The 24,768-nt window shown below is 48.9% G+C and carries 2 protein-coding genes; both read left to right on the forward strand.

Annotated elements, in window-relative coordinates; all coding sequences use genetic code 11:
- The first annotated feature begins 3 nt into the window (after nt 1-3).
- Nucleotides 4-23,235: a linear gramicidin non-ribosomal peptide synthetase LgrB gene (gene lgrB / locus ACM6JA_RS03045; protein ID WP_414851132.1), complete on the forward strand. Its 23,232-nt coding sequence runs from the start codon at nt 4-6 to the stop codon at nt 23,233-23,235.
- 4 nt (nt 23,236-23,239) lie between these two features.
- A partial coding sequence (locus tag ACM6JA_RS03050; protein ID WP_414851134.1) for a condensation domain-containing protein occupies nt 23,240-24,768 on the forward strand: 1,529 nt, incomplete at its 3' end.

Consider the following 24,768-nt stretch of genomic DNA (forward strand, 5'->3'; position numbering starts at 1 on the left):
TAAATGTACCCCAGGAGGAGAGTAGACGTGTCAAGTAAAAAGATCGCCAATATATATCCGTTATCTCCCATGCAGGAGGGAATGTTATTTCATTCCCTCCTGGACGAAGGAACAGAGTCCTACTTTGAACAATTGCGCTTTACCATTAGAGGGTTCATCGATCCAGCTATTCTCGAACAAAGTTTAAACGCGCTGATCGCGCGACACGATATTCTCCGAACTGTCTTTATCCTTGAAAAGGTTCAAAAGCCGCGACAAATTGTACTCAAGGAAAGAAAGACAAACGTGCAGGTGATCGATATCACACACCTCTCTGAAGACGAGCAAGTTGTCTTTTTGGAGGACTTTGCTAAAAGAGAACGTCAGAAAAACTTTGATTTGGCAAAAGATGTGCTCATTCGCCTCACTCTTGTCCAAACCGCTTCTGATGCCTATACACTGATTTGGAGTCACCATCACATTTTGCTCGACGGCTGGTGCATTCCGCTTGTGTTACATGACTTTTTCCAAATCTATCAACAATTAAAAGACGAACGACCAGTAAATCTCGGCCAAGTTTATCCGTACAGCGAGTACATAAGCTGGTTAGGGGAACAGGATGCAGAAGAGGCAAAAGTCAACTGGTCACGGTATTTAAGCGGCTATGAGCCGAGCACATTTATTCAAAAGCAGGGTACCGGAATCAAATACAATCAAGCAGAGATGGTCTTCACGATTGGTCAGTCGTTGACGAGCCGCTTGAATAAAATCGCAAAACAATTGCAAGTGACTGTAAACAATCTCTTTCGTACAATCTGGGGTCTCATGTTGCAGCGCCAAAGCAATATCGATGACGTTGTATTCGGATCGGTTGTCTCTGGCCGTCCAATCGATATCCCGAATGTCGAGCAGATGGTTGGACTTTTCATCAATACCATACCTATCCGTGTTCAGATGAGAGACAATCAAACGTTTTCTGATCTGGTGAAACAAGTACAAGAAGAGTCGATTTCGCTGGAAAAATATCATTATCTTTCCCTCGCGGACATTCAGAAAAATCAACAACTGATCGATCATATTATTCTGTTCCAAAATTATCCGATGGGCGCAGAGCTTTTGACCCGTCTGAACCAATATAACCAAGAATTCACTCTCACAAATTTGTATGCTTTTGAACAAACCAACTACGACCTAAACATAATGGTCACCTCAGACGATACCCTCACTGTTACGTATATATACAATGCATCCGTATTTACGGAAGATCAACTCCAACACCTCAACCAACAACTCACAACTATCATGACGCAAGTGACAAATACACCGGATATCCTTCTGAAAAATCTAGAAGTGGTAAATTCCGAAGAGAAGCACCTTCAGCTCCATACTTTTAATGATACATATCGCAATTATCCTATTGATTATCTGATTCACCAGATTTTTGAAGAGCGTGCAGAGAAACAACCACACCTCATTGCGTTGGTCATGGGAGAGCAACAGCTTACTTATCGTGAGCTAAACGAAAAGGTAAATCAACTTGCTACATTTTTACGTGCAAAAGGGGTCGGACCAGAAAGTATTGTCAGCTTGCTCACAGAACGCTCACCGGAAATGATCATTGCCATTCTTGCGATCTTTAAAGCAGGCGGAGCATATTTACCAATCGACCCGGCTCATCCGAAGGAACGCATCGAATACATTTTACAGGATAGCGGCAGTGTGCTACTTCTTACAAAAAAACGCTTTTTAGAGACAATTGATTTTGCTGATCGGATCTTTGATCTAGAGGCGGATGAGCTTTATCAGGGAGCACCGGGTAATCTTGCGAATGTAGCCCAAACGAGTAATCTTGCATACGTCATCTATACATCGGGTTCGACAGGCAAACCGAAAGGCGTCATGATCGAGCATGCGAGTTTATTAAATCAAATCTTCGCACTGCAAGAGAAATATCCGCTACAAGAAAAAGATGCGTATTTGTTAAAAACGACCTATACCTTCGACGTATCTGTCGCAGAAATCTTCGGCTGGATTCTCGGCAACGGCAGACTGGTAATTCTCGAACCTGGCGCAGAGAAGGAATCTGACAAAATTTGGGAATCTGTTGTAAATTATGACGTAACGCATGTCAATTTTGTTCCATCTATGCTCATTCCATTTGTCGAGTATCTCGAGGGGCGAAAAGAAGGAAACCGACTGCGATACATCATGGCTGCCGGGGAAGCAATGCCGAATGATCTTGCGCCAAAAGTATATAACGTATTGCCAGAAGTGAAAGTGGAGAACATCTATGGTCCTACAGAAGCTACCATTTATGCTTCCTGTTACTCACTCACGCTAGACTTGATAGAAAATCCTGTGCCTATTGGAAAGCCATTGGCCAACTATCAAATGCATATCGTCAATCAATATGGACAATTGCAGCCAATCGGAGTTCCTGGTGAATTATGCATTGCCGGAGCTGGGTTGGCGAGAGGATATCTAAATAATGAGGAATTGACGAACGAAAAGTTTGTTTCCCATCCGTTTGAAGCAGGCAAACGCATGTACCGTACAGGCGACCTGGCTCGTTATCGCAAGGATGGAAACATCGAATACCTCGGACGCATCGACCACCAAGTGAAAATTCGTGGATTTCGGATTGAGTTGAACGAAATTCGAAGCCGGTTGATCGAAGAAGAGTCGATTCGTGATGCAGTGGTAGTGGCACACACAGATCATAACCAACAAGCGTATCTATGCGCCTATATTATCGCAGATCAGGTGTGGACTGTTGCCTCCTTACGCACACTGCTTCGCCAAACGCTGCCAGATTACATGGTTCCATCTCATTTTATTCAAATGGAAGAGTTCCCACTGACCTCGAGCGGCAAAATTGATCGCAAAGCTTTGCCACTCCCAGATGGCAATGTGCAAACAGGCAACGCGTACAGTGCGCCGCGCAATCCAATTGAGGAATTGCTCGCCCGGATTTGGGAGGAGGTTCTTGGTGTATCACGAGTCGGGATCCACGATAACTTTTTCGAATTGGGAGGGCATTCGCTTTTAGCGACACAATTGCTGTCCCGTACATCCAAACTATTTCAGACTCAGCTTCAGATGCGTGAGATTTTTACCTATCAGACGGTAGCAGAATTGGCTGAACGTATTCAATTCACTCGCCAAGGTGCAGAGCCGATAAAGCAAAGCCCAATCAAACCGCTTTCATTGGACAGTTCTCAAGAGTTACCGCTGTCTTACGCCCAACAACGTCTATGGTTCCTTGATCGGCTTATCCCGAATAGCGCCATGTACAACATTCCGGTCGGATTCCATCTGCGTGGAGCAGTCGATACGAATGTAATGGAACGTGCTTTGAATGAAATCATCAAACGGCATGAATCCCTTCGAACAACGATTAAGGACATAGAAGGACGAGCGGTTCAAGTGATTCATACAAATGTACATTTGTCACTGCCTGTCACTGACCTACGCGACATGCCAGCGGCGGAAAAAGACGCTAAATGGATGAGTATGGTGGAAGAAGATGGCGCGACGCCATTCCAACTGGATCAATGGCCGCTGATGAGAGCAGCGTTGATCCGACTGGAGGAACAAGAGTCCGTTCTCTGGATTAATATGCATCACATCATCTCTGACGGTTGGTCTATGGATGTATTGGTGAACGAGCTAAGCACAATCTATGAAGCATTAGTCAAAGAAGCAGAAGTACCGCTTGCCGATTTACCCATTCAATATCGCGATTACGCAGTCTGGCAACGAGAGAAATGGCAAGACAATGTATGGGAGCAGCAGCTCAGTTACTGGAAAAAGAAGCTGGGCCAGAGTGAACCACTTTTACCACTTCCGACCGATCGTCCACGGACAGTCGTGCAAAGCTATCGCGGTGACAACTATTCTTTCTTCGTGCCGAGTGAAGTGGGGCAAAAGCTACGCGAGCTCGGACGCCAAGAAGGCGCGACACTGTTCATGACGCTCTTAGCGGCATTCAAGCACTTCATGTACCGTTATACACATACCACAGATATTCTGATAGGCACACCTGTTGCGGGACGGAATCGTCAGGAAATAGAAAACCTAATCGGATTCTTTGTCAACATGCTGGTTCTTCGTACTGACCTGTCTAACGAACCTACATTCGTTGAGCTGTTGCGACGTGTTCGTGAGACGGCATTTGATGCTTTTGCCAATCAGGATATTCCTTTTGAAAGATTGGTCGATGAATTACAAATTGAGCGCAGTCTCAGCTACTCGCCGCTATTCCAGGTACTTTTCTCCGTACAGGGAATGTCAACGGGTGTACGTAAAGGCGAGACGATATCCATTACACCTAATGAAGTCAATCTCAACAAGACGACCAAATTTGATTTGACTCTCACCATGATTGAAGACGAGGATGACGGACTCAAGGGTGTGTTTGAATACAGTACAGATTTATTTGATCGTACGACGATTGAGCGCATGGCAGAGCATTTCCGCAATCTTTTGCAAGCTATTGCGACCAACCCAGCACAGAAAATAACGGAAGTTGAACTGTTGGGCGGTGTGGAACGAGATCAGTTACTCATCGGTTGGAATGATACTGAGGTTGAATATTCCCGCGATCTTTGCGTGCACGAACGTGTTGCCCAACTGGCACAAACGTTGCCTGATCAGATTGCAGTTTCGGGTGAGCAAGGTGCAATCACCTATGCAGACCTGGATGCGAAGGCCAATCAGCTCGCTCATCTCTTGCTAAAACAAGGGATTGGCTCGGAAGACTTGGTAGGAATCTGCGTGGAGCGTTCCATCGAGATGTTGATCGGTCAACTCGCGATTCTCAAAGCAGGTGCCGCTTATGTGCCGATGGACCCTGCATACCCGCAAGAACGACTCGCTTTTATGATCAAGAACTCACGGATGTCTTTGGTCTTAACCCAAGAGCGGTTGATAGGTGCATTACCAGAAGGCGCTGCAACGTTCCTTTGCTTGGATCGAGATTGGCATGTAATTGCTGAGATGAGTTCGATTGCGCCAGCGGTTACGACCAAAGCAGAACAACTCGCCTATGTCATCTATACGTCAGGTTCTACAGGAACGCCAAAAGGAGTGGAGATCGAGCACGGATCACTCTTGAATCTAGTAAATTGGCATCAGCGAGCGTACAACGTAATCGCTGCAGACCGTGCATCGCAAATAGCCGGTACAGCTTTTGATGCTTCGGTGTGGGAGATTTGGCCGTATTTGACGGCAGGTGCTACGATTTGCCTGCCACAGGAAGAGATTCGTCTCGTACCGGAAAAGCTGCGTAATTGGTTAGTCGAATCAGGCATCACGATAAGCTTTTTACCAACGCCTTTGGCAGAGAGCCTGCTTACCTTGAATTGGCCAGCCGAATCAGCTTTACGCTACATGTTGACGGGTGGTGATACTTTGCACCAGTACCCGTCTGCGAATGTACCGTTTACGCTGGTAAACCAGTATGGCCCAACAGAAAATACTGTCGTTGCTACTGCTGGTATCGTGCCCGTGCAGGGAGCACGAGAAGCGGCTCCTTCCATTGGACGTCCCATTGACAACGTATCTGTCTATGTACTTGACGCAAGCAGAAAGCCTGTGCCTGCAGGAGTTGTCGGGGAACTTTACATTGCAGGGAAAAGCTTGGCACGCGGCTATCTGAACCGTCCTGACCTGACGGAAGCCAGTTTTGTCCCCAATCCGTTCTCTACAGATGAAGGGGCACGGATGTATCGCACTGGCGACTTGGTTCGCTATTTGGTAGATGGCAATTTGGAGTTTATTGGACGAGCTGATGATCAAGTAAGCATTCGCGGATTCCGGGTTGAGCTGGGGGAAATAGAGTCGGCCTTGTATGCACATGCAGCTGTTTCGGAAGCAGTGGTGATCGTCAGGGAGGATTTGACGCCTGGTGTCAAACGACTGGTGGCTTATGCCGTGCTTCATGAGGGAGAAGAGGTACAGACGAATGAACTGCGTCAGTCTTTGAAAGATAGACTTCCTGACTACATGGTGCCATCTGTCATTATACTGATGGATGCTCTGCCTCTCACTCCTAACGGAAAGGTAGACCGCCGTGCTTTACCGTTACCCGATACCCTGCGAGCTCAATGGGAAGATTCCTTTGTTGCCCCACAAACGGAAATAGAACAAAAGCTGGCCGAAATCTGGCAAGGAGTTCTAGGTGTAGAGTCAATCGGGATTCACGATAACTTTTTCGAACTGGGCGGCGACTCGATATTGACGATTCAGATTGTCGCGCGTGCCAACCAGGCGGGTATCAGATTTACACCAAAGCACTTGTTTGACTCTCAAACATTGGCAGAATTGGCCGCAAGTGTCGTTGTTCTTGAGGATGCACCACAAGTGCATAGGGAGCAGGGTCTTGTTACTGGCGAATTGCCTCTGACGCCCATTCAGACATGGTTCTTTGAGCAGGAAATTTGCCATGTCAACTACTGGAATCAATCTGTCATGCTTACTGTGCGTGAAGAAATGGATGCGAGTTTATTGGCAAAAGCTTTTGCGACGATTCTTGCTCACCATGATGCCTTGCGCCTGCGTTTTCGGAACGTCAATGGAAAATGGGAGCAATATCATGATGTCGTTTCGGATGAGGATGTATTTCAGGTAGTAGATTTGACAGCTGTACTTGAAACGGACATAGAGGAACAAATGCAAGCCATCGCAGACCAGCTACAAGAAAGTCTGGATATCGAAAAAGGACCATTGCTTCGTGCTGCATACTTCCAATGCGGGGCCAAACAGCGTCTGTTCATTGCGATTCATCATCTCGCTGTCGATGGTGTTTCTTGGAGAATTATTCTGGAAGACTTGCAAACGGCCTATCAACAATTGACAGGGTTGCAACAGCTGAATTTGCCTCAGAAGACGACTTCTTTCAAGCAATGGTCGGAACAGTTGACACAGTACGCACAGCAAAGCGTAGTCGACGAATACTGGGCGAATCTGGATACAAGTCATGTAGTAAACCTGCCTGTTGACCATCCGAATGGAAAGAACACAGAAAGTCTGGCTGTTCAAGTAAAGGTAAAGCTGGGCGTGGACGAGACACGTGCCTTATTGCAGGAGGTACCAGCCGCTTACCGTACTCAGATTAACGACGTGTTACTCAGTGCTTTGATCCGAGCCTATAACAACTGGACGGGGCAAGAGACACTCTATGTATCAGTTGAGGGACACGGGCGTGAAGAGATCATCGATGGCGTGGACATTTCCCGTACAGTAGGCTGGTTCACAAGCATGTACCCGGTCTTGCTGGAAATGGAGCCAAAGACGCCTTGGAGTTCCCTGATAAAATCAGTCAAAGAACAATTACGCACGATTCCTGACAAAGGGATTGGCTACGGCATTCATCGTTATTTAAGCAAAGATGAACAAACGATAAATACCCTGCAAGCTTATCCGCAACCTGAGATTAGCTTTAATTATTTAGGACAATTTGATCAGGATCAAACGGCTGATGCATCCTTGTTCCAGATCATTCCGAACTGGTCAGCGTCCAATCTGAGCAAGGATGAAACCCGACTTCATAAACTTGATTTCCAGAGCATGGTGGCGGGAGATCAGTTAGAAATGACGTGGACATACAGCAGCGATCTGTACGAACAACAAACGATTGAAGAGCTTGCTCGTGACTATGTGCAATCATTGCAAGCGATCATCGCCCATTGTCGCTCTGAAGAGGCAGGTGGCTATACGCCTTCCGATTTCCCTTTGGCGGAGCTGAATCAAAAAAGCCTCGACAAGTTCATCGGCAACAATCGTCTGATCGAGAACATTTACACGCTCACTCCGTTACAAGAGGGGATGCTGTTCCACTCTCTTTATGAGCAAGCAGGCGGGGACTACGTCGTTCAACTGGTCGTGAATTTGGATCATTTGAATCTGGCGATGTTTTCAGAAGCATGGCAAAAAGTTGTCGAGCGACATGCAATCCTCCGAACCTCCTTCTTATGGAGCGGATTAGAGAAATCGCATCAGGTCGTTCATACAAAAGTAAAAGCACATGTCGAACAACTGGACTGGAGTCACTTAACGAAAGAAAAGCAAGAAGCGAACTTACAAACCTATCTCGAACAAGATCGCAAGCTAGGCTTTGATCTCGCTCACCCGCCGTTGATGCGTTGGTCGTTGATTCGTCTCGATTCGAAAACCAGTCAACTCGTTTGGAGCTTTCACCATATGTTATTGGATGGTTGGAGTACACCGATCGTGTTAAACGATTGGCTGGCCTATTATCAGGCATCTGTTGATGGTACCGAAGCAAAACTGCCTGTCGCTCCACCGTTTTCCTCTTATATTGCCTGGTTAAAGCAGCAGAGTCTTGAGGCATCAGAGCAGTATTGGCGAAATCATCTGCGGGGCTTCCGTATACCAACTCCTCTTAGCATGGGGAAACCGGGTGGAAGGGTTGTACAACAAAAAGAATACGCAGATCAAATGATTCTTTTATCGAAGGAAACAACTGCGAGTCTGCAAGCTTTTGCCCGTAGGCATCAACTGACGATGAATACGCTGGTTCAAGGTGCGTGGGCGTTGATTTTAAGTCGTTATGCAGGTGAGTCGGAAGTGGTATTTGGGACAACCAACCTGGGACGCCCTACAGATTTGCGTGGAGTGGACTCCATGGTAGGTCTGTTTATCAACACGCTACCTGTTCGCGTGCTTTTCTCGGAACAAATGACGGTGATCGACTGGCTGCAGAACATCCAACAGGAACAGAGTGCGATACGTCAGTACGAGTTCACACCGCTTGTTGACATTCAAAGCTGGAGCGAAGTGCCGCTTGGACAGGCGTTGTTTGACAGCATACTCGTTTTCGAGAACTACATGTCTGGTGCAAAAACACAGGCGAATACAGATATGTCACTAAACGCAATCAAAGCTGTTGAGCAGACGAACTATCCATTGACATTGGTGGCGGCGCCTGGCGAAGAACTATTGCTCAAGCTGATTTATGAGACAAATCGATTCGAGCAGGCCACCATGGATAAGGTATTGGCTCAATTGATCAAAGTATTAGAGTCCATAATGGCTCAGCCTAAAGACCATCTCTCTGCCATTTCATTCATCACAGACGAGGAGCGCCACAAGCTGTTAGTGGAATGGAATGCAACAGAAACGGAATATGCTCGTGACACAGTGATGCACCAGCTATTTGAAGCACAAGTAGTCGCTACACCGGACGCCGAGGCTTTAATCGTCGGAGAAGAAAGACTGACGTACGCGGAGCTGAACCGCCGAGCAAACCAGTTGGCTCACTATCTGCGGGCGCAAGGGATCGGCCCAGAGGTCTTGGTCGCTGTTCTCATGGAACGTACGACTGAGATGATCGTAGCGATGTTGGGCATTCTCAAAGCTGGTGGCGCGTATGTGCCGATTGATCCCGCGTATCCACAAGAGAGAATCGGCTATACGTTGGAGGATTCGCAGGCGGCAATCCTGTTGACCCAAGGAAGCCTGCTATCGATGCTACTTGAACATACAGCACAAGTGATCTGCCTGGATCGTGACTGGGAGGCTATCGCAGAGCAAAGCAAAGAGAACCTGCCAAATTTGGCGGGACCAACGAACCTTTCCTATGTCATTTACACCTCGGGCTCGACAGGTCTACCCAAAGGGGTAGCGATTCAGCACAGTAGTGTCATTGCCTTTATCGCTTGGGCGAAAACCGTCTTTTCGGCTGAAGAAATGAGTGGGGTGCTCGCCTCGACTTCCATCTGCTTCGATCTGTCAGTCTATGAAATATTTGTAACCTTAGCCTACGGAGGCAAAGTCATTTTGGCTGACAACGCGTTGCATTTGCCGAGCCTGCCAGCAGTCAACGAAGTGACATTGATCAATACCGTCCCATCTGCCGCCAAAGAACTCGTGCGGATGAACGCGATCCCAGCGACGGTACGAGTGGTCAACCTAGCTGGTGAGCCACTGCCAAACACATTGGCGCAAAATCTATATGCACTGGGACATGTGGAAAAAGTCTTTAATCTTTATGGTCCGTCTGAAGATACGACGTACTCCACGTATGTACAGGTCACCAAAGGTGCGACGTCAGAACCGACAATTGGCCGTCCTTTGTCCAACACACAAGCGTATATTCTCGATGCCAACCTGCAACCTGTACCGTTGGGCTTACCTGGGGAACTGTATCTTGGCGGTGACGGATTGGCTCGTGGTTATCTGAATCGACCAGAGCTGACAGCAGAACGATTCTTGTCCAATCCATTCCACGCTGACCCGCAAGCGCGGATGTACGGCACCGGTGACTTAGTCCGTTATCTTCCAGATGGTCAAATCGAGTATTTGGGACGGATAGACCATCAGGTGAAGATTCGCGGCTATCGGATCGAGTTGGGAGAGTTGGAGGCTGTCCTTCGCACCCATCCGGCTGTCAAGGAAGCCGTGGTGATGGCAAGAGAAGACAAGCAGGGTGACAAACGTCTGGCGGCGTATGTGTCGAGAAAAGACGAAAGTAGCGAAGAGGCCACTGACTTAGCGGTCTGGGCAAAAGCAAAATTGCCAGAATTTATGGTTCCATCAGTCTTTGTTTGGCTGGACGCTATGCCGCTCACACCGAACGGAAAGATCGACCGGAAGCAACTGCCAGAGCCAGAGTGGGGCCAACTGGCTTCTACCCGAGAGTATGTAGCGCCACGCAACCAAACGGAGGAGCTGGTCGCCACAATCTGGTCGCAAGTGCTCGGTATCGAAAAAGTCGGGATTCATGACAACTTCTTCGAACTGGGTGGACATTCTCTCTTAGCGACACGGGTCATTTCCCGACTTCGTGACATGTTTGCAGGAGAAGTACCGATCCGTACGCTTTTCGAAAACCCAACCGTTGCAGAACTGTCCGAAGCACTCGGAAGCATTTTGCAAGAAACAACAGGAGCTTCGATCGTACCTGTTTCACGGGAAGGTCATCTGCCATTGTCCTTTGCGCAGCAGCGCCTGTGGTTCCTGGATCGTCTGATGCCAGACAGTGCATTGTACAACATCCCGTCAGCGATGCGATTGCACGGGAATCTGAATATAGAGGCGTGGAACAAGAGCTTGCAGCTGCTGATCCAGCGCCACGAAAGCTTGCGGACAACCTTTGGCCACGTAGATGGACAAGCCGTACAAATCATTCACCCTTACCAAGAACAGTCGCTACGTGTAGTTGACTTGCGGGAGTTACCAACGGACGAGTTCGAAGCAGAAACACAACGTTTGGCAGGAATAGAGGCAGCTACACCATTTAACCTGAGCGAAGGTCCGTTGTTCCGTACCACCTTGATTCGCATAAGCGAGCAAGAGGCCGTCTTCTTATTTAACATGCACCATATCGTTTTCGATGGCTGGTCAATCGGTATTTTCATCAAAGAAATGAGAGCACTGTACGAAGCATTTGTTCAAGGCAAAGAACCTGAATTAGCTGATCTGACATTGCAGTACGCCGATTACGCTGTATGGCAACGGATGTGGATGGAAGAAGATGTGCTATCGCAACAGCTAGCGTACTGGAAAGAAAAGCTAGTCGATGCCGAACCACTATTGGTTTTGCCGACAGATCGTCCGCGTCCATCCGTTCAAAGCCATGCTGGCGCGATGTATAGCTTTACGCTTTCAGCTGAACTGTTAGCAAAGTTGAGTATGCTCAGCCGTGAAGAAGGATCGACGCTGTTCATGACCTTGCTGGCTGCCTTCCAAACTTTGCTCTACCGCTACAGTGGACAGGAAGACATCCTCGTCGGAAGCCCGGTTGCAGGACGAAATCGGGAGGAGATCGAGTCACTCATCGGTTTCTTCATTAATACATTGGTGCTCCGTACGGATATGTCAGGGGAACCGACATTCCGTGACTTGCTGGCAAGAGTGAAAGAGACGGCACTAGAAGCCTATGCCCATCAGGATCTTCCGTTTGAAAAATTGGTCGATGAACTGGCGCTAGAGCGTAGTCTGAGCTACTCACCGCTGTTCCAAGTGATGTTTGTCCTCCAAAACTTCCAGCTAGATTTAGACGAAAAGGCTGGTATTCGCGTATCGGAATTCGATATGGACAAACACCTCGTCACTGCCAAGTTCGACCTGACGTTGACGATGGCAGAAAGACAAAACGGATTGATCGCAACGTTTGAGTACAATACAGCGCTGTTTGATGAAACGACGATTGTGCGCATGTCACAGCACTTCCATCACTTACTCGAAGCCATCGTTCAGATGCCGGAGCAGACCATTACCCAATTGCCGTTTTTGCCTCAGGCAGAACGGGAGCAACTGCTGGTGGAATGGAACGACACCACGACGGCGTACCCACGGGATCAACGCGTGGATCAATTGTTCCAGCAGACCGCGATGCGTTACCCGAATCACATTGCAGTGGTAGCGGGAGACAAGAGTCTCACATACTCCCAGCTAGAGACACGAGCCAACCAAGTAGCCAACTACCTGCAAAAACAAGGCGTTCGCCCAGGTTCACTCGTCGGTATCTGCGTGAAGCGTTCTCCAGAAATGCTGATTGGGGTGCTCGGGATTCTCAAAGCTGGTGGGGCTTATGTACCGCTCGATTCGAATTATCCGAAAGAACGTCTGGCCTACATGATGGACGACGCGCAAGTCACTGTTTTGCTCACGCAGGAGCATCTTCTATCGTCACTCCCATCCGGAGAGCATACCGTGATTTGTCTGGATCGCGACTGGACAATGATTGCCGAAGAAAGTGAACTGGCACCTGACATTGATACCACAGCGGAAAGTCTCGCTTACGTGATCTACACCTCAGGCTCTACCGGGTTGCCAAAAGGAACGCTTGTCATCCATCGAGGCATTGTCCGTCTCGTCAAAGAAACGGGCTACGTGACGATCACGGAGCAGGACGTTTTCCTGCAAGCATCGACGGTATCGTTCGATGCAGCGACCTTTGAGATTTGGGGCAGCTTGCTGAATGGGGCACAGCTGGTGCTGATGCCACCTGATCTGCCTTCCCTGGAAGAACTGGGACAAGCCATTCAGACGCACAAGGTTACGACGCTTTGGCTGACAGCGGGACTGTTCACACTGATGGTGGATCATCACAAAGAGTACCTGATGGGGGTTCGGCAACTGCTCGTTGGTGGAGATGTCGTCTCGGTCCCTCACGTAAGAAAAGCGTTGGAAATCGAAGGACTCACGATTATCAACGGGTACGGTCCAACAGAAAACACGACATTCACCTGCTGCTATCCGGTCACGGAGTTGCCAGAGACGAGTAGTTCTTTCCCGATTGGCCGTCCCATCAAAAATACGACTGTGTATGTACTTGATGGCAAAATGCAGCCCGTCCCGATTGGTGTAACAGGTGAACTGTACATCGGCGGAGATGGTCTGGCGAAAGGATATTTGAATCGTCCTGATTTAACGGAAGAGCGCTTCGTACCAAACCCGTTCTCAACCGATTCGCAGGCACGACTCTATCGGACTGGTGACTTGGTTCGTTACCTGCCAGATGGTCTTATCGAATTCATCGGCCGAATCGATAATCAGGTAAAAATCCGTGGATTCCGCATTGAGCTGAGTGAAGTAGAGGCAGTATTAGCCAAACATCCTGCTCTTGCCGCATCCGTAGTCATTGTCCGCGAAGATGAACCGGGCAAGAAACAGCTCGTCGCTTATGCGGTCAAGAAAGCGGAGCAAGAAATGGACACAGCCGAACTGCGTAAGCACTTCAAAGCACATGTTCCGGATTATATGGTGCCATCCGCTTTCATCATGCTGGATGAATTGCCGCTTACGCCAAATGGGAAAGTAGACCGTCGGGCCCTGCCAAAACCTGATTATGCGAGCACAAGTGATGGGTACTACGTTGCACCACATACCTATATCGAGCGCAAACTGTCTGAGATTTGGCAAGACGTTCTCAGAATCCAAGAAATCAGTATCAACTCCAACTTCTTCGAGCTCGGAGGAGACTCGATCCTGAGTATCCAAATCGTCTCTCGGGCTAACCAAGTAGGGATTCGTCTTACACCTAAACAGATCTTTGAAAACCAAACAATCGCTGAACTAGCAGCTCTCGTTTCAACAACTGGAAACGGGGAAAACGCTATTCAACTGGCGGAGCAAGGCATCGTGACCGGAAATGTGTTGCTTACACCAATCCAAAAGTGGTTCTTTGCCGCAAATCAACCGTCTATCCATCACTGGAATCAATCCTTCTTGTTGACAGTCGAGGAACCGGTTGATACGAACGCATTGGAGCGTGCCATTACCGAGTTGCTTGCACACCACGATGCTTTACGCATGCGTTATACCAACAACGACGGTTTATGGTCACAACACATCGAGGGCTTGGGCGAACCTGCACCTTTCCATCTGGTTGATTTGTCTGGCATCTCACCAGAGGAACAATTCGCGCGATTGGAAGAAATTGCAGGCGAAAAGCAGGCGAGTCTGAACATCACAGAAGGACCGATGTTCCGAGCAGTGTACTTCCACCTTGGAAAAGAACGCACGGGACGACTCTTACTTGTTGTTCATCACTTGGTAGTCGATGGGGTATCCTGGCGCATTTTGCTGGAAGACTTGCAGTTGGCCTATGAGCAAGTTGTAAATGGTCAGGAGGTACAATTCCCGTCAAAAACAACATCGTTTAAGGCATGGGCTGAACAGTTACACGCTTATGCCAACTCTGATGCGCTCGAAATGGAAAAAGCCTTTTGGGCAAATCAAGCGTATGAAGTGGATCCACTTCCTGTTGACCGTACGTATGAGCCAGCCCAAAACACCGAGGCATCCACGAAACAGATTACACTTACGCTGACCACGGAAGAGACGCGCAACTTGCTTCACGAAACGCTCCCTTCCTACCGTCTGCAAATCAATGACGTATTGCTTGCTTCCTTAGCAAAAGCGCTGAATCGGTGGACAAGAAAAGAGTCGATGGTCGTACTTCTGGAAGGGCATGGACGCGAGGAGATAATCGAAGGGGCAGATTTATCCCATACGGTTGGCTGGTTCACAAGTATGTACCCGATACAAATTTCTATCGAGCAAGAAAAACCATGGGGGCATATGCTGAAGGCAGCCAAGGAACAGCTCCGCCAGATTCCAAATAAGGGTGTTGGCTATGGAATTTTGCGCTATCTAAGTGATGATCTTGAACTACAACACCAACTGAACGCCCAACCGAAACCGCAAATCAGCTTCAACTACCTTGGGCAATTTGATCAGACGGTGGCGGTTTCCTCTACGTTTGGCATAGCGTCTGAATGCAGTGGAGCCAACCTTGCCCCTGATTCGATTCGAGAGAACTTGCTAGATATCATTAGTGCGGTTACAGGAGATCAGCTACACGTCACCTGGTTGTACAACGAAAACATCCATGACGAACAGACGATTGCGGCTGTTGCAGATGATTACATGGAAGCACTGCGGGAGATTATGTCTTACACTCAATCGGCAGAAGAAATCGGCTACACACCGTCAGACTTCCCGCTGGCTAATCTAAATCAGCAGTCTATCGACAAATACATCGCTTCGGATCGTCAGATTGAAAGTGTATACTCGCTGACACCACTGCAAGAGGGGATGCTGTTCCACTCCCTGTATGAACAAGAGGGCGGCGATTATGTTGTACAGTTCCTCATGACAGTGCGAGATATTAGCTTGGAAGCATTCGAGCAAGCATGGCAGAAAACAGTTGACCGCCATTCGATTCTTCGTACCTCCTTTATCTGGGAAGGATTGGAACAACCGCATCAAATCGTCCGAAAACAAGTAAAAGTAAGCGTAGAAAAAATCGACCTACGCCATGTGGATGTCGATAAGCAGGAAGCTGAAATCCAATCGTACATGGAAAAAGACCGCACGCGAAACTTCCAGTTTAATCAGGCGCCATTGATGCGTTGGACATTGTTTTGCACGAACGAAAATACGTATCGCTTCTTATGGAGCTTCCATCATATCTTGCTAGATGGCTGGAGTATGCCACTTGTCTTGCAAGATTGGCAGGCAAGTTACCAAGCGATCGATAAAGGCGAAGAAGAAAAATTAGAAGCAGTCCAACCATTCAGTCGCTATATCGCATGGCTCAATAAGCAAGATAAACAAGTTGCGGAGCGCTATTGGCGCGAGCAGTTAAGAGGCTTCTACGAGTCAACACCACTTGCTATGGGAAAAGCAGGCAGTCATGCCGTACAGCCTAAAGCCTACAGTGATCGAACCGTTTACTTATCCAAGGAAGTAACGGCCCACCTGCAAGCTTTTGCCCGCAAGCAGCAGTTGACGCTAAATACGTTAGTGCAAGGGGCATGGGCACTCATCCTGAGCGGTTACAGCGGATCAGACGATGTTGTCTTTGGAACGACAGTTTCTGGTCGTCCAGCAGAGCTGCCAGGAGTGGAAAACATGGTAGGACTCTTTATTAATACGCTACCTGTCCGCGTCATGTTTAACCCAAGCCAAACGATACAGGAATGGTTACAACACTTGCAAAAGACACAACTAGACATCCGCCAGTATGAATATACCCCACTTGTAGACGTCCAAGGCTGGAGTGAGGTTCCACATGGACAATCGTTGTTTGACAGTATTCTCGTTTTTGAGAACTACTTGAACAGCACGAGTGAGGAGTCAGATTCCGGGGTGTCGCTGAGTGAAGTCCAAGCAGTGGAGCAAACCAATTACCCATTGACATTGGTGGCGGCTCCTGGCGACGAACTTGCTCTCAAATTGATCTATGAGCAAGGACGTTTTGATACGGAAGTGATTGTTAAGGTATTAGAACAGATGGCGCAGGTTCTACATGCCCTAATGGCTCAAGCGGAACTGCCGTTGACTACACTTTCATTTATTACGGACGAGGAACGCCACAAGCTGTTAGTGGAATGGAACGCAACGGAAACGGAATATGCTCGTGACGCGGTGATGCACCAGCTATTTGAGGATCAAGTAGTCGCTACACCGGATGCAGAGGCTTTAATCGTCGGAGAAGAAAGACTGACATACGCGGAGCTAAACCGACGAGCAAACCAGTTGGCTCACTATCTGCGTGCGCAAGGGATCGGCCCAGAGGTCCTGGTCGCTGTTCTCATGGAACGTACGACTGAGATGATCGTGGCGATGATGGGAATTCTCAAAGCTGGAGGCGCGTATGTACCAATTGATCCGGCTTACCCCCAAGAGAGAATCGGCTATACATTGGGGGATTCGCAAGCGGCGATTCTGTTGACCCAAGGAAGCCTGTTATCCATGCTGCCTGAACATCCAGCACAAGTGATCTGCCTGGATCGTGACTGGGAGTCTATCGCGGAGCAAAGCGAAGAGAACCTGCTTAATCTGGTAGAGCCAACGAACCTTTCCTATGTCATATACACCTCGGGCTCGACAGGTCTGCCCAAAGGGGTAGCGATTCAGCACAGTAGTGTCATTGCTTTCGTCGCTTGGGCGAAAACCGTCTTTTCAGCCGAAGAAATGAGTGGGGTGCTCGCCTCTACTTCCATCTGCTTCGATCTGTCTGTCTATGAAATATTCGTGACCTTAAGCTACGGTGGGAAAGTCATCTTGGCTGACAACGCCTTGCATGTACCGAGTCTGCCAGCAGTCAACGAAGTGACATTAATCAATACCGTTCCATCTGCGGCCAAAGAACTGGTGCGGATGAACGCGATCCCGGCGACGGTACGAGTGGTCAACTTAGCTGGAGAGCCGTTGCCAAACACATTGGTGCAAAGTCTATATGCATTGGAGCATGTGGAAAAAGTCTTTAATCTTTACGGTCCGTCTGAAGATACGACCTACTCCACGTATGTACAGGTCACCAAAGGTGCGACGTCAGAACCGACGATTGGCCGTCCTTTGTCGAACACACAAACGTATATTCTCGATACCAACCTGCAACCTGTACCGTTGGGCTTGCCTGGGGAACTGTATCTTGGCGGGGAAGGATTGGCTCGCGGGTACCTGAATCGCCCTGAGCTAACAGCAGAACGATTCTTGCCCAATCCATTCCACGCTGACCCGCATGCACGGATGTACAGCACCGGCGACTTGGTCCGTTATCTCCCAGATGGACAAATCGAGTATTTGGGGCGGATTGACCATCAGGTAAAGATTCGCGGCTATCGAATCGAGTTGGGAGAGTTGGAGGCTGTCCTTCGCACCCATCCGTCTGTCAAGGAAGCTGTGGTGATGTCTAAAGAAGACAAGCTGGGTGACAAACGTCTGGCAGCGTATGTGACGACAAAAGAGGAAAGTAGCGAAGAGGTCACTAACTTAGCCTTCTGGGCAAAAGCAAAATTGCCGGAGTTCATGGTTCCCTCTGTCTTTGTCTGGCTGGACGCTATGCCGCTCACACCGAACGGCAAGATCGACCGGAAGCAGCTGCCAGAGCCGGAGTGGGGGCAACTGGCTTCAACCCAAGAGTATGTAGCGCCACGCAACCAAACGGAGGAGCTGGTCGCCACAATCTGGTCACAAGTGCTCGGTATCGAAAAAGTCGGGATTCATGACAACTTCTTCGAGCTGGGCGGGCATTCTCTCTTAGCGACACGGGTCATTTCCCGACTTCGTGACATGTTTGCAGGAGAAGTACCAATCCGTACGCTTTTCGAAAACCCAACTATTGCAGAACTGTCCGAAGCACTCGGAAGCTTTTTGCAAGAAACAACAGGAGCTTCGATCGTACCTGTTTCACGGGAAGGTCATCTGCCATTGTCCTTTGCGCAACAACGCCTATGGTTCCTGGATCGTCTGATGCCAGACAGCGCCTTGTACAACATCCCGTCAGCGATGCGATTGCACGGAGACCTGAATTTGGAGGCTTGGAACAAGAGCTTGCAGGTACTGATCCAGCGCCACGAAAGCTTGCGGACAACCTTTGACCACGTAGATGGGCAAGCCGTGCAAATCATTCACCCTTACCAAGAACAGTCGCTACTTGTAGTCGACTTGCGGGAGTTACCAACGGACGAGTCCGAAGCAGAAACACAGCGTCTGGCAAGAATAGAGGCAGCTACACCATTTAACCTGAGCGAAGGCCCGTTGTTCCGTACCACCTTGATTCGCATAAGCGAGCAAGAAACAGTCTTCCTTTTGAACATGCATCACATCATCTCTGACGGTTGGTCGATGGGAGTATTCATTCGCGAATGGTTCGCCTCCTACGAAGCGATTAGCCAAAACGACATACCAGCATTGGCTGATTTACCTGTGCAGTATGCTGACTACGCGGCTTGGCAACGCGAGTGGCTCCAAGGTTCGGTATTAGACGAACAGCTTACTTATTGGAGTGAAAAATTAAGTGGTGCTGAACCGCTTCTCACCTTGCCGACAGACCGTTCACGTCCTGCTGTACAAACGTACGAGGGAGCGATTTACTCAACGACGCTCGCAGGTGAACTTCTCGACAAATTACAAACACTTAGCCGTAAAGAAGAATCGACACTGTTCATGACCTTGCTGGCTGCCTTCCAAACTCTGCTCTACCGCTACAGTGGACAGGAAGACATCCTCGTCGGAAGCCCTGTCGCAGGACGCAATAGACAAGAGACGGAACAATTGATTGGATTCTTCATTAATACATTGGTGCTCCGTACGAACATGTCAGGGGAACCGACATTCCGTGACTTGCTGGCAAGAGTGAAGGAGACGGCGCTAGAAGCCTATGCCCATCAGGACCTTCCGTTTGAAAAATTGGTCGATGAACTGGCGCTAGAGCGTAGTCTCAGCTACTCGCCGCTGTTCCAAGTGATGTTTGTCCTCCAAAACTTCCAGCTAGATTTAGACGAACAGGCTGGCATTCGCGTATCGGAATTCGATATGGACAAACACCTCATCACCGCCAAATATGACCTGACGTTGACAATGGCAGAAAGACCAAACGGATTGATCGCAACGTTTGAGTACAATACAGCGTTGTTTGATGAAACGACGATTGTGCGCATGTCACAGCACTTCCATCACTTACTCGAAGCCATCGTTCAGATGCCGGAATTAACCATTACTCAATTGCCGTTTTTGCCTCAGGCAGAACGGGAGCAGTTGCTGGTGGAATGGAACGACACCACGACTGCTTACCCACGGGATCAACGCGTGGATCAATTGTTCCAGCAGACGGCGATGCGTTACCCGAATCACATTGCAGTAGTATCGGGAGACAAGAGTCTCACATACTCCCAGCTAGAGACACGAGCCAACCAAGTAGCGAACTATCTGCAAAAACAAGGCGTTCGCCCAGGTTCACTCGTCGGTATCTGCGTGAAGCGTTCTCCAGAAATGCTGATCGGGGTGCTCGGGATTCTCAAAGCTGGTGGGGCTTATGTACCACTCGATTCGGATTATCCAAAAGAACGTCTGGCCTACATGATGGACGACGCGCAAGTCACTGTTTTGCTCACACAGGAGCAGCTTCTACCGTCACTCCCATCCGGAGAGCATACCGCGATTTGTCTGGATCGCGACTGGACAATGATTGCCGAAGAAAGTGAACTGGCACCTGACATTGACACTACAGCGGAAAGTCTCGCTTACGTGATCTACACCTCTGGTTCTACCGGGTTGCCAAAAGGAACGCTTGTCATCCATCGAGGCATTGTCCGTCTTGTTAAAGAGACCGATTACGTGACAATTACAGAGCAGGATATTTTCCTGCAAGCGTCCACGGTATCGTTCGATGCAGCGACCTTTGAGATTTGGGGCAGCTTGCTGAATGGGGCACAGCTGGTGCTGATGCCACCTGATCTGCCTTCCCTGGAAGAACTGGGACAAGCCATTCAGACGCACAAGGTTACGACGCTTTGGCTGACAGCGGGACTGTTCACACTGATGGTGGATCATCATAAAGAGTACCTGATGGGGGTTCGGCAACTGCTCGTTGGTGGAGATGTCGTCTCGGTCCCTCACGTAAGAAAAGCGTTGGAAATCGAAGGACTCACGATTATTAACGGGTACGGTCCAACGGAAAACACGACATTCACCTGCTGCTATCCGGTCACGGAGTTGTCAGAGACGATTAGTTCTTTCCCAATTGGCCGCCCCATCAAGAATACGACTGTGTATGTACTGGACAGCAAAATGCAGCCCGTCCCGATTGGCGTAACAGGTGAACTGTACATCGGCGGAGATGGTCTGGCGAAAGGATATTTGAATCGTCCTGATTTAACGGAAGAGCGCTTCGTACCAAACCCGTTCTCAACCGATTCGCAGTCACGACTCTATCGGACTGGTGACTTGGTTCGTTACCTGCCAGATGGTCTTATCGAATTCATCGGCCGAATCGATAATCAGGTAAAAATCCGTGGATTCCGCATTGAGCTGAGTGAAGTAGAGGCAGTATTAGCCAAACATCCTGCTCTTGCCGCATCCGTAGTCATTGTCCGCGAAGATGAACCGGGCAAGAAACAGCTCGTCGCTTATGCGGTCAAGCAAGACGAGCACGAGGTTGACACAGCCGAACTGCGCCAACACTTCAAAGCACATGTTCCGGATTATATGGTGCCATCTGCTTTTGTCATGCTGAATGAAATGCCGCTTACGCCAAACGGGAAAGTGGATAGAAAAGCACTTCCAGTCCCTGTCTATGATCGCAGCCAAGATGTTCATTCGTTTACACAGGCTACCAACCTCGTCGAACAAAGACTGACGGAAATCTGGTGCGGCGTTCTGCGAATGGATCGCATCGGCATTCACGATAACTTTTTTGAGCTTGGGGGCGACTCGATCCTCAGCATTCAAATCGTCGCGCGTGCAAACAAAGCTGGCATTCATCTGACTCCGAAGAATCTTTTTGACCATCAAACGATTGCAGAGTTGGCAAAGGTTGCAGGCCAAAGCACAAAGGTGGAAGCAGAGCAAGGAATGGTAACAGGTGAAGCGCCACTATTGCCGATCCAAAAATGGTTCTTCGAGCAAGAGCAACCAACTCCACATCACTGGAACCAATCGATGCTCCTGCAAGTAAACGAACAATTGGACGAAGAGCATCTGGAGCAAGCCATTCCCCACCTGCTCGCTCACCACGACGCACTCCGCCTGCGTTATACCTACACAGATGGACAGTGGAAGCAAACACATGCAGACGTCGAATCGGAAGTTTTGGTCATCGTGGAGGATCTTAGCATGGTCTCGCCAGCTCAGCACATGAGAAGAATCGAAAAACTTTCACACCAAGCACAAGCGAGCCTGGATTTGGAAAACGGACCGCTCATGAAGATCGTGTACTTCGATCTTGGGTATGATCGACCGGGCCGTTTGCTGATTGTCATTCACCATTTGGCGGTAGACGGGGTATCGTGGCGAGTTCTGATCGAAGACTTGCAAACGGCATACAGACAGGCTGCGGAGGGAACAGAGATTCAATTGCCAGCAAAAACAACCTCCTACAAAGCATGGGCAGTAAAAATGAATGAGTACGCATCCTCTGAACGTATTGTCGCTGAAAAGGGGTACTGGATAGCTGCAGCAGACGAGATGGTCTCCTTTACACCGCCAATCCATGACGGGGAGTCGAACACAGAAGGGAACTGCCGGACGATTACGATTGCAATGGAGGAAGTAGAGACAGAAACCCTCCTACAAAAAGTACCGTCCCGTTACCGCGCGCAAATCAATGATGTTCTATTGACCGCGTTAGCATTGGCACACGCCAAGTGGACTGGAGAACAATCCCTACTAGTCAACCTAGAAGGTCACGGTCGTGAAGAATTGTTCTCCGAGGTCGATCTCTCCCGCACGGTCGGCTGGTTTACGTCCATGTATCCACTCCTGATTCGACTGGATCAGAACATGTCTCAGGAAAATGCGCTGGTAATAGTCAAAGAGAAGCTTCAACAAATTCCTAACAAAGGCCTTGGATACGGCATCCTGCGCTACTTGACGAAAGATAACGAGGTGTCCGAAAAGCTAGCGGCTATTCCGCAACCACCGATCAGCTTCAACTATCTGGGACAATTCAATCAGGCGGGTGAAGGAGATTCCCTGTTTGGATTTGCGGAAGGAGAAAGAGGCTCCAACATCAGTCCGGACAACAGAAGGGCTCATCTGATTGATGTGGTAGGGGCAGTCACAGGAGACAAGCTGAACCTAAGCTTCCTCTACAGCGAGACATTGCATAGCGAAGCGAGCGTCGAGACTTTCGCTCGTCATTTCACGGAAATCCTGCGTTCACTGATTCAAGCGGAGAAACAAAGCTATAGAGCTGAAGACTTCGAGGATGCAGACTTGAGTCAAATGGCGTTAAACAAGGTACTCTCCAAGCTGAAGAAAAGAAAGGGGAATTAATCCAATGGGGGATTTTACTGATCTATACACCTTATCCCCGCTGCAAGAAGGGATGTTGTTCCATTCGCTGTACTCTGAGGGTTCAGCCTATATGGTGCAGAACATTGCCATTCTTACAGGCGAGCTTGACATCGTCAACTTTGAAAAAGCCTGGAACAAAGTGGTTCAAAGACATTCCATTTTGCGAACTGGATTCCTTTGGGAAGAAGTAGAGAAGCCGCTTCAGGTGGTCTTCGAGAGTGTTCCTTTTTCCATACGACAGGAAGACTGGTCACATCACACCGATGAAGAGCAGGAAACCATGCTGACATCGTTTTTACAAAAAGAAAAAGAGGCGGGCTTCGACTTGAGCGAAGCCCCCCTCATGCGAGTGTCGGTCATCAAAAAGGCCATCGATGTGCACCAGTTCATCTGGACCTTTCACCATTTGCTCTTGGACGGATGGAGCAGCCCCATTCTTTTTCAGGAAGTACTCGATTTCTATGAGGCGTACTGCCAAGGCAAGGACTTGAGACTTCCACAGCCAAAGCCATTCAAAGATTATATCTCCTGGCTTCGCCGTCAGGACAACACGGAGTCTGAAAAGTTCTGGCGCGAGTTCCTAGCATCCGTCGAGAGTCCCACACCTCTTCCCTTTGAATCTTATCACTTGAGAGGTTCAGAGCAGGAAAAAGGGATTCATGAATCAACTCGAACCTTGACTGATGAAGTCACGAAAGCTCTCTTAAAATTAGCTCGAACTTATAAGGTTACGATCAACACTATCGTGCAAGGGGCATGGGCGATTCTCCTCAGCCGTTTGAGCGGAGAAGAAAGCGTGGTATACGGCGTAACCGGTTCCGGGCGCCCGAGCGATCTGCCAGGTGTAGAGCAGATGGTTGGAATGTTTATCAACACGTTGCCGATGAAAACGAAAGTCGAGCCTGAGCAAACGTTGGATCAGTGGTTCAAAGAGTTACAGGATCAGCAATCTAGAGTCCGGCAATATGAATACTCGCCATTGGTAGATATCCAGGGCTGGACGGATGTACCGCGTGGACTACCACTGTTTGAAAGTATTTTCGTATTTGAGAACTATCCGCTGGGAGAAGGGGAAGAGAAGGAATTCGCTTTTTCCATCTCTCATGTACAGCACTTCCAAGAAGTAGATAATCCGCTCACGATTGTCGGGATTCCGGGCGAGCAGTTTAGCATCAAAATGATATACAGGACAGACCGCTTTGAGCAGGCGGCAATCGAACGGACACTTGACCAAATGGCATCCATTCTAGTGGCCATCGTCGAGAATCCGAAACAACGTCTGTCCTCTATCTCTTTTCTCAGTCAAGAAGAAAGACAACATCTACTAGTCGGGCTAAACGATACTACGAGCGATTACCCTCGGGATAAAACCGTTCAACAACTGTTTGCCGAAACAGCGGCCCAATACCCAGATCGTATTGCCATCGTTGCGGGGGAAGAACAGTTGACCTACGCCGAGCTGGAGGCAAAAGCCAATCAGCTTGCCAACTACTTGCAAAAGCAAGGAGTAGC

Origin of the sequence: Brevibacillus sp. IT-7CA2 (assembly GCF_949767855.1) — a bacterium.
In the GTDB taxonomy this organism is placed as follows: domain Bacteria; phylum Bacillota; class Bacilli; order Brevibacillales; family Brevibacillaceae; genus Brevibacillus.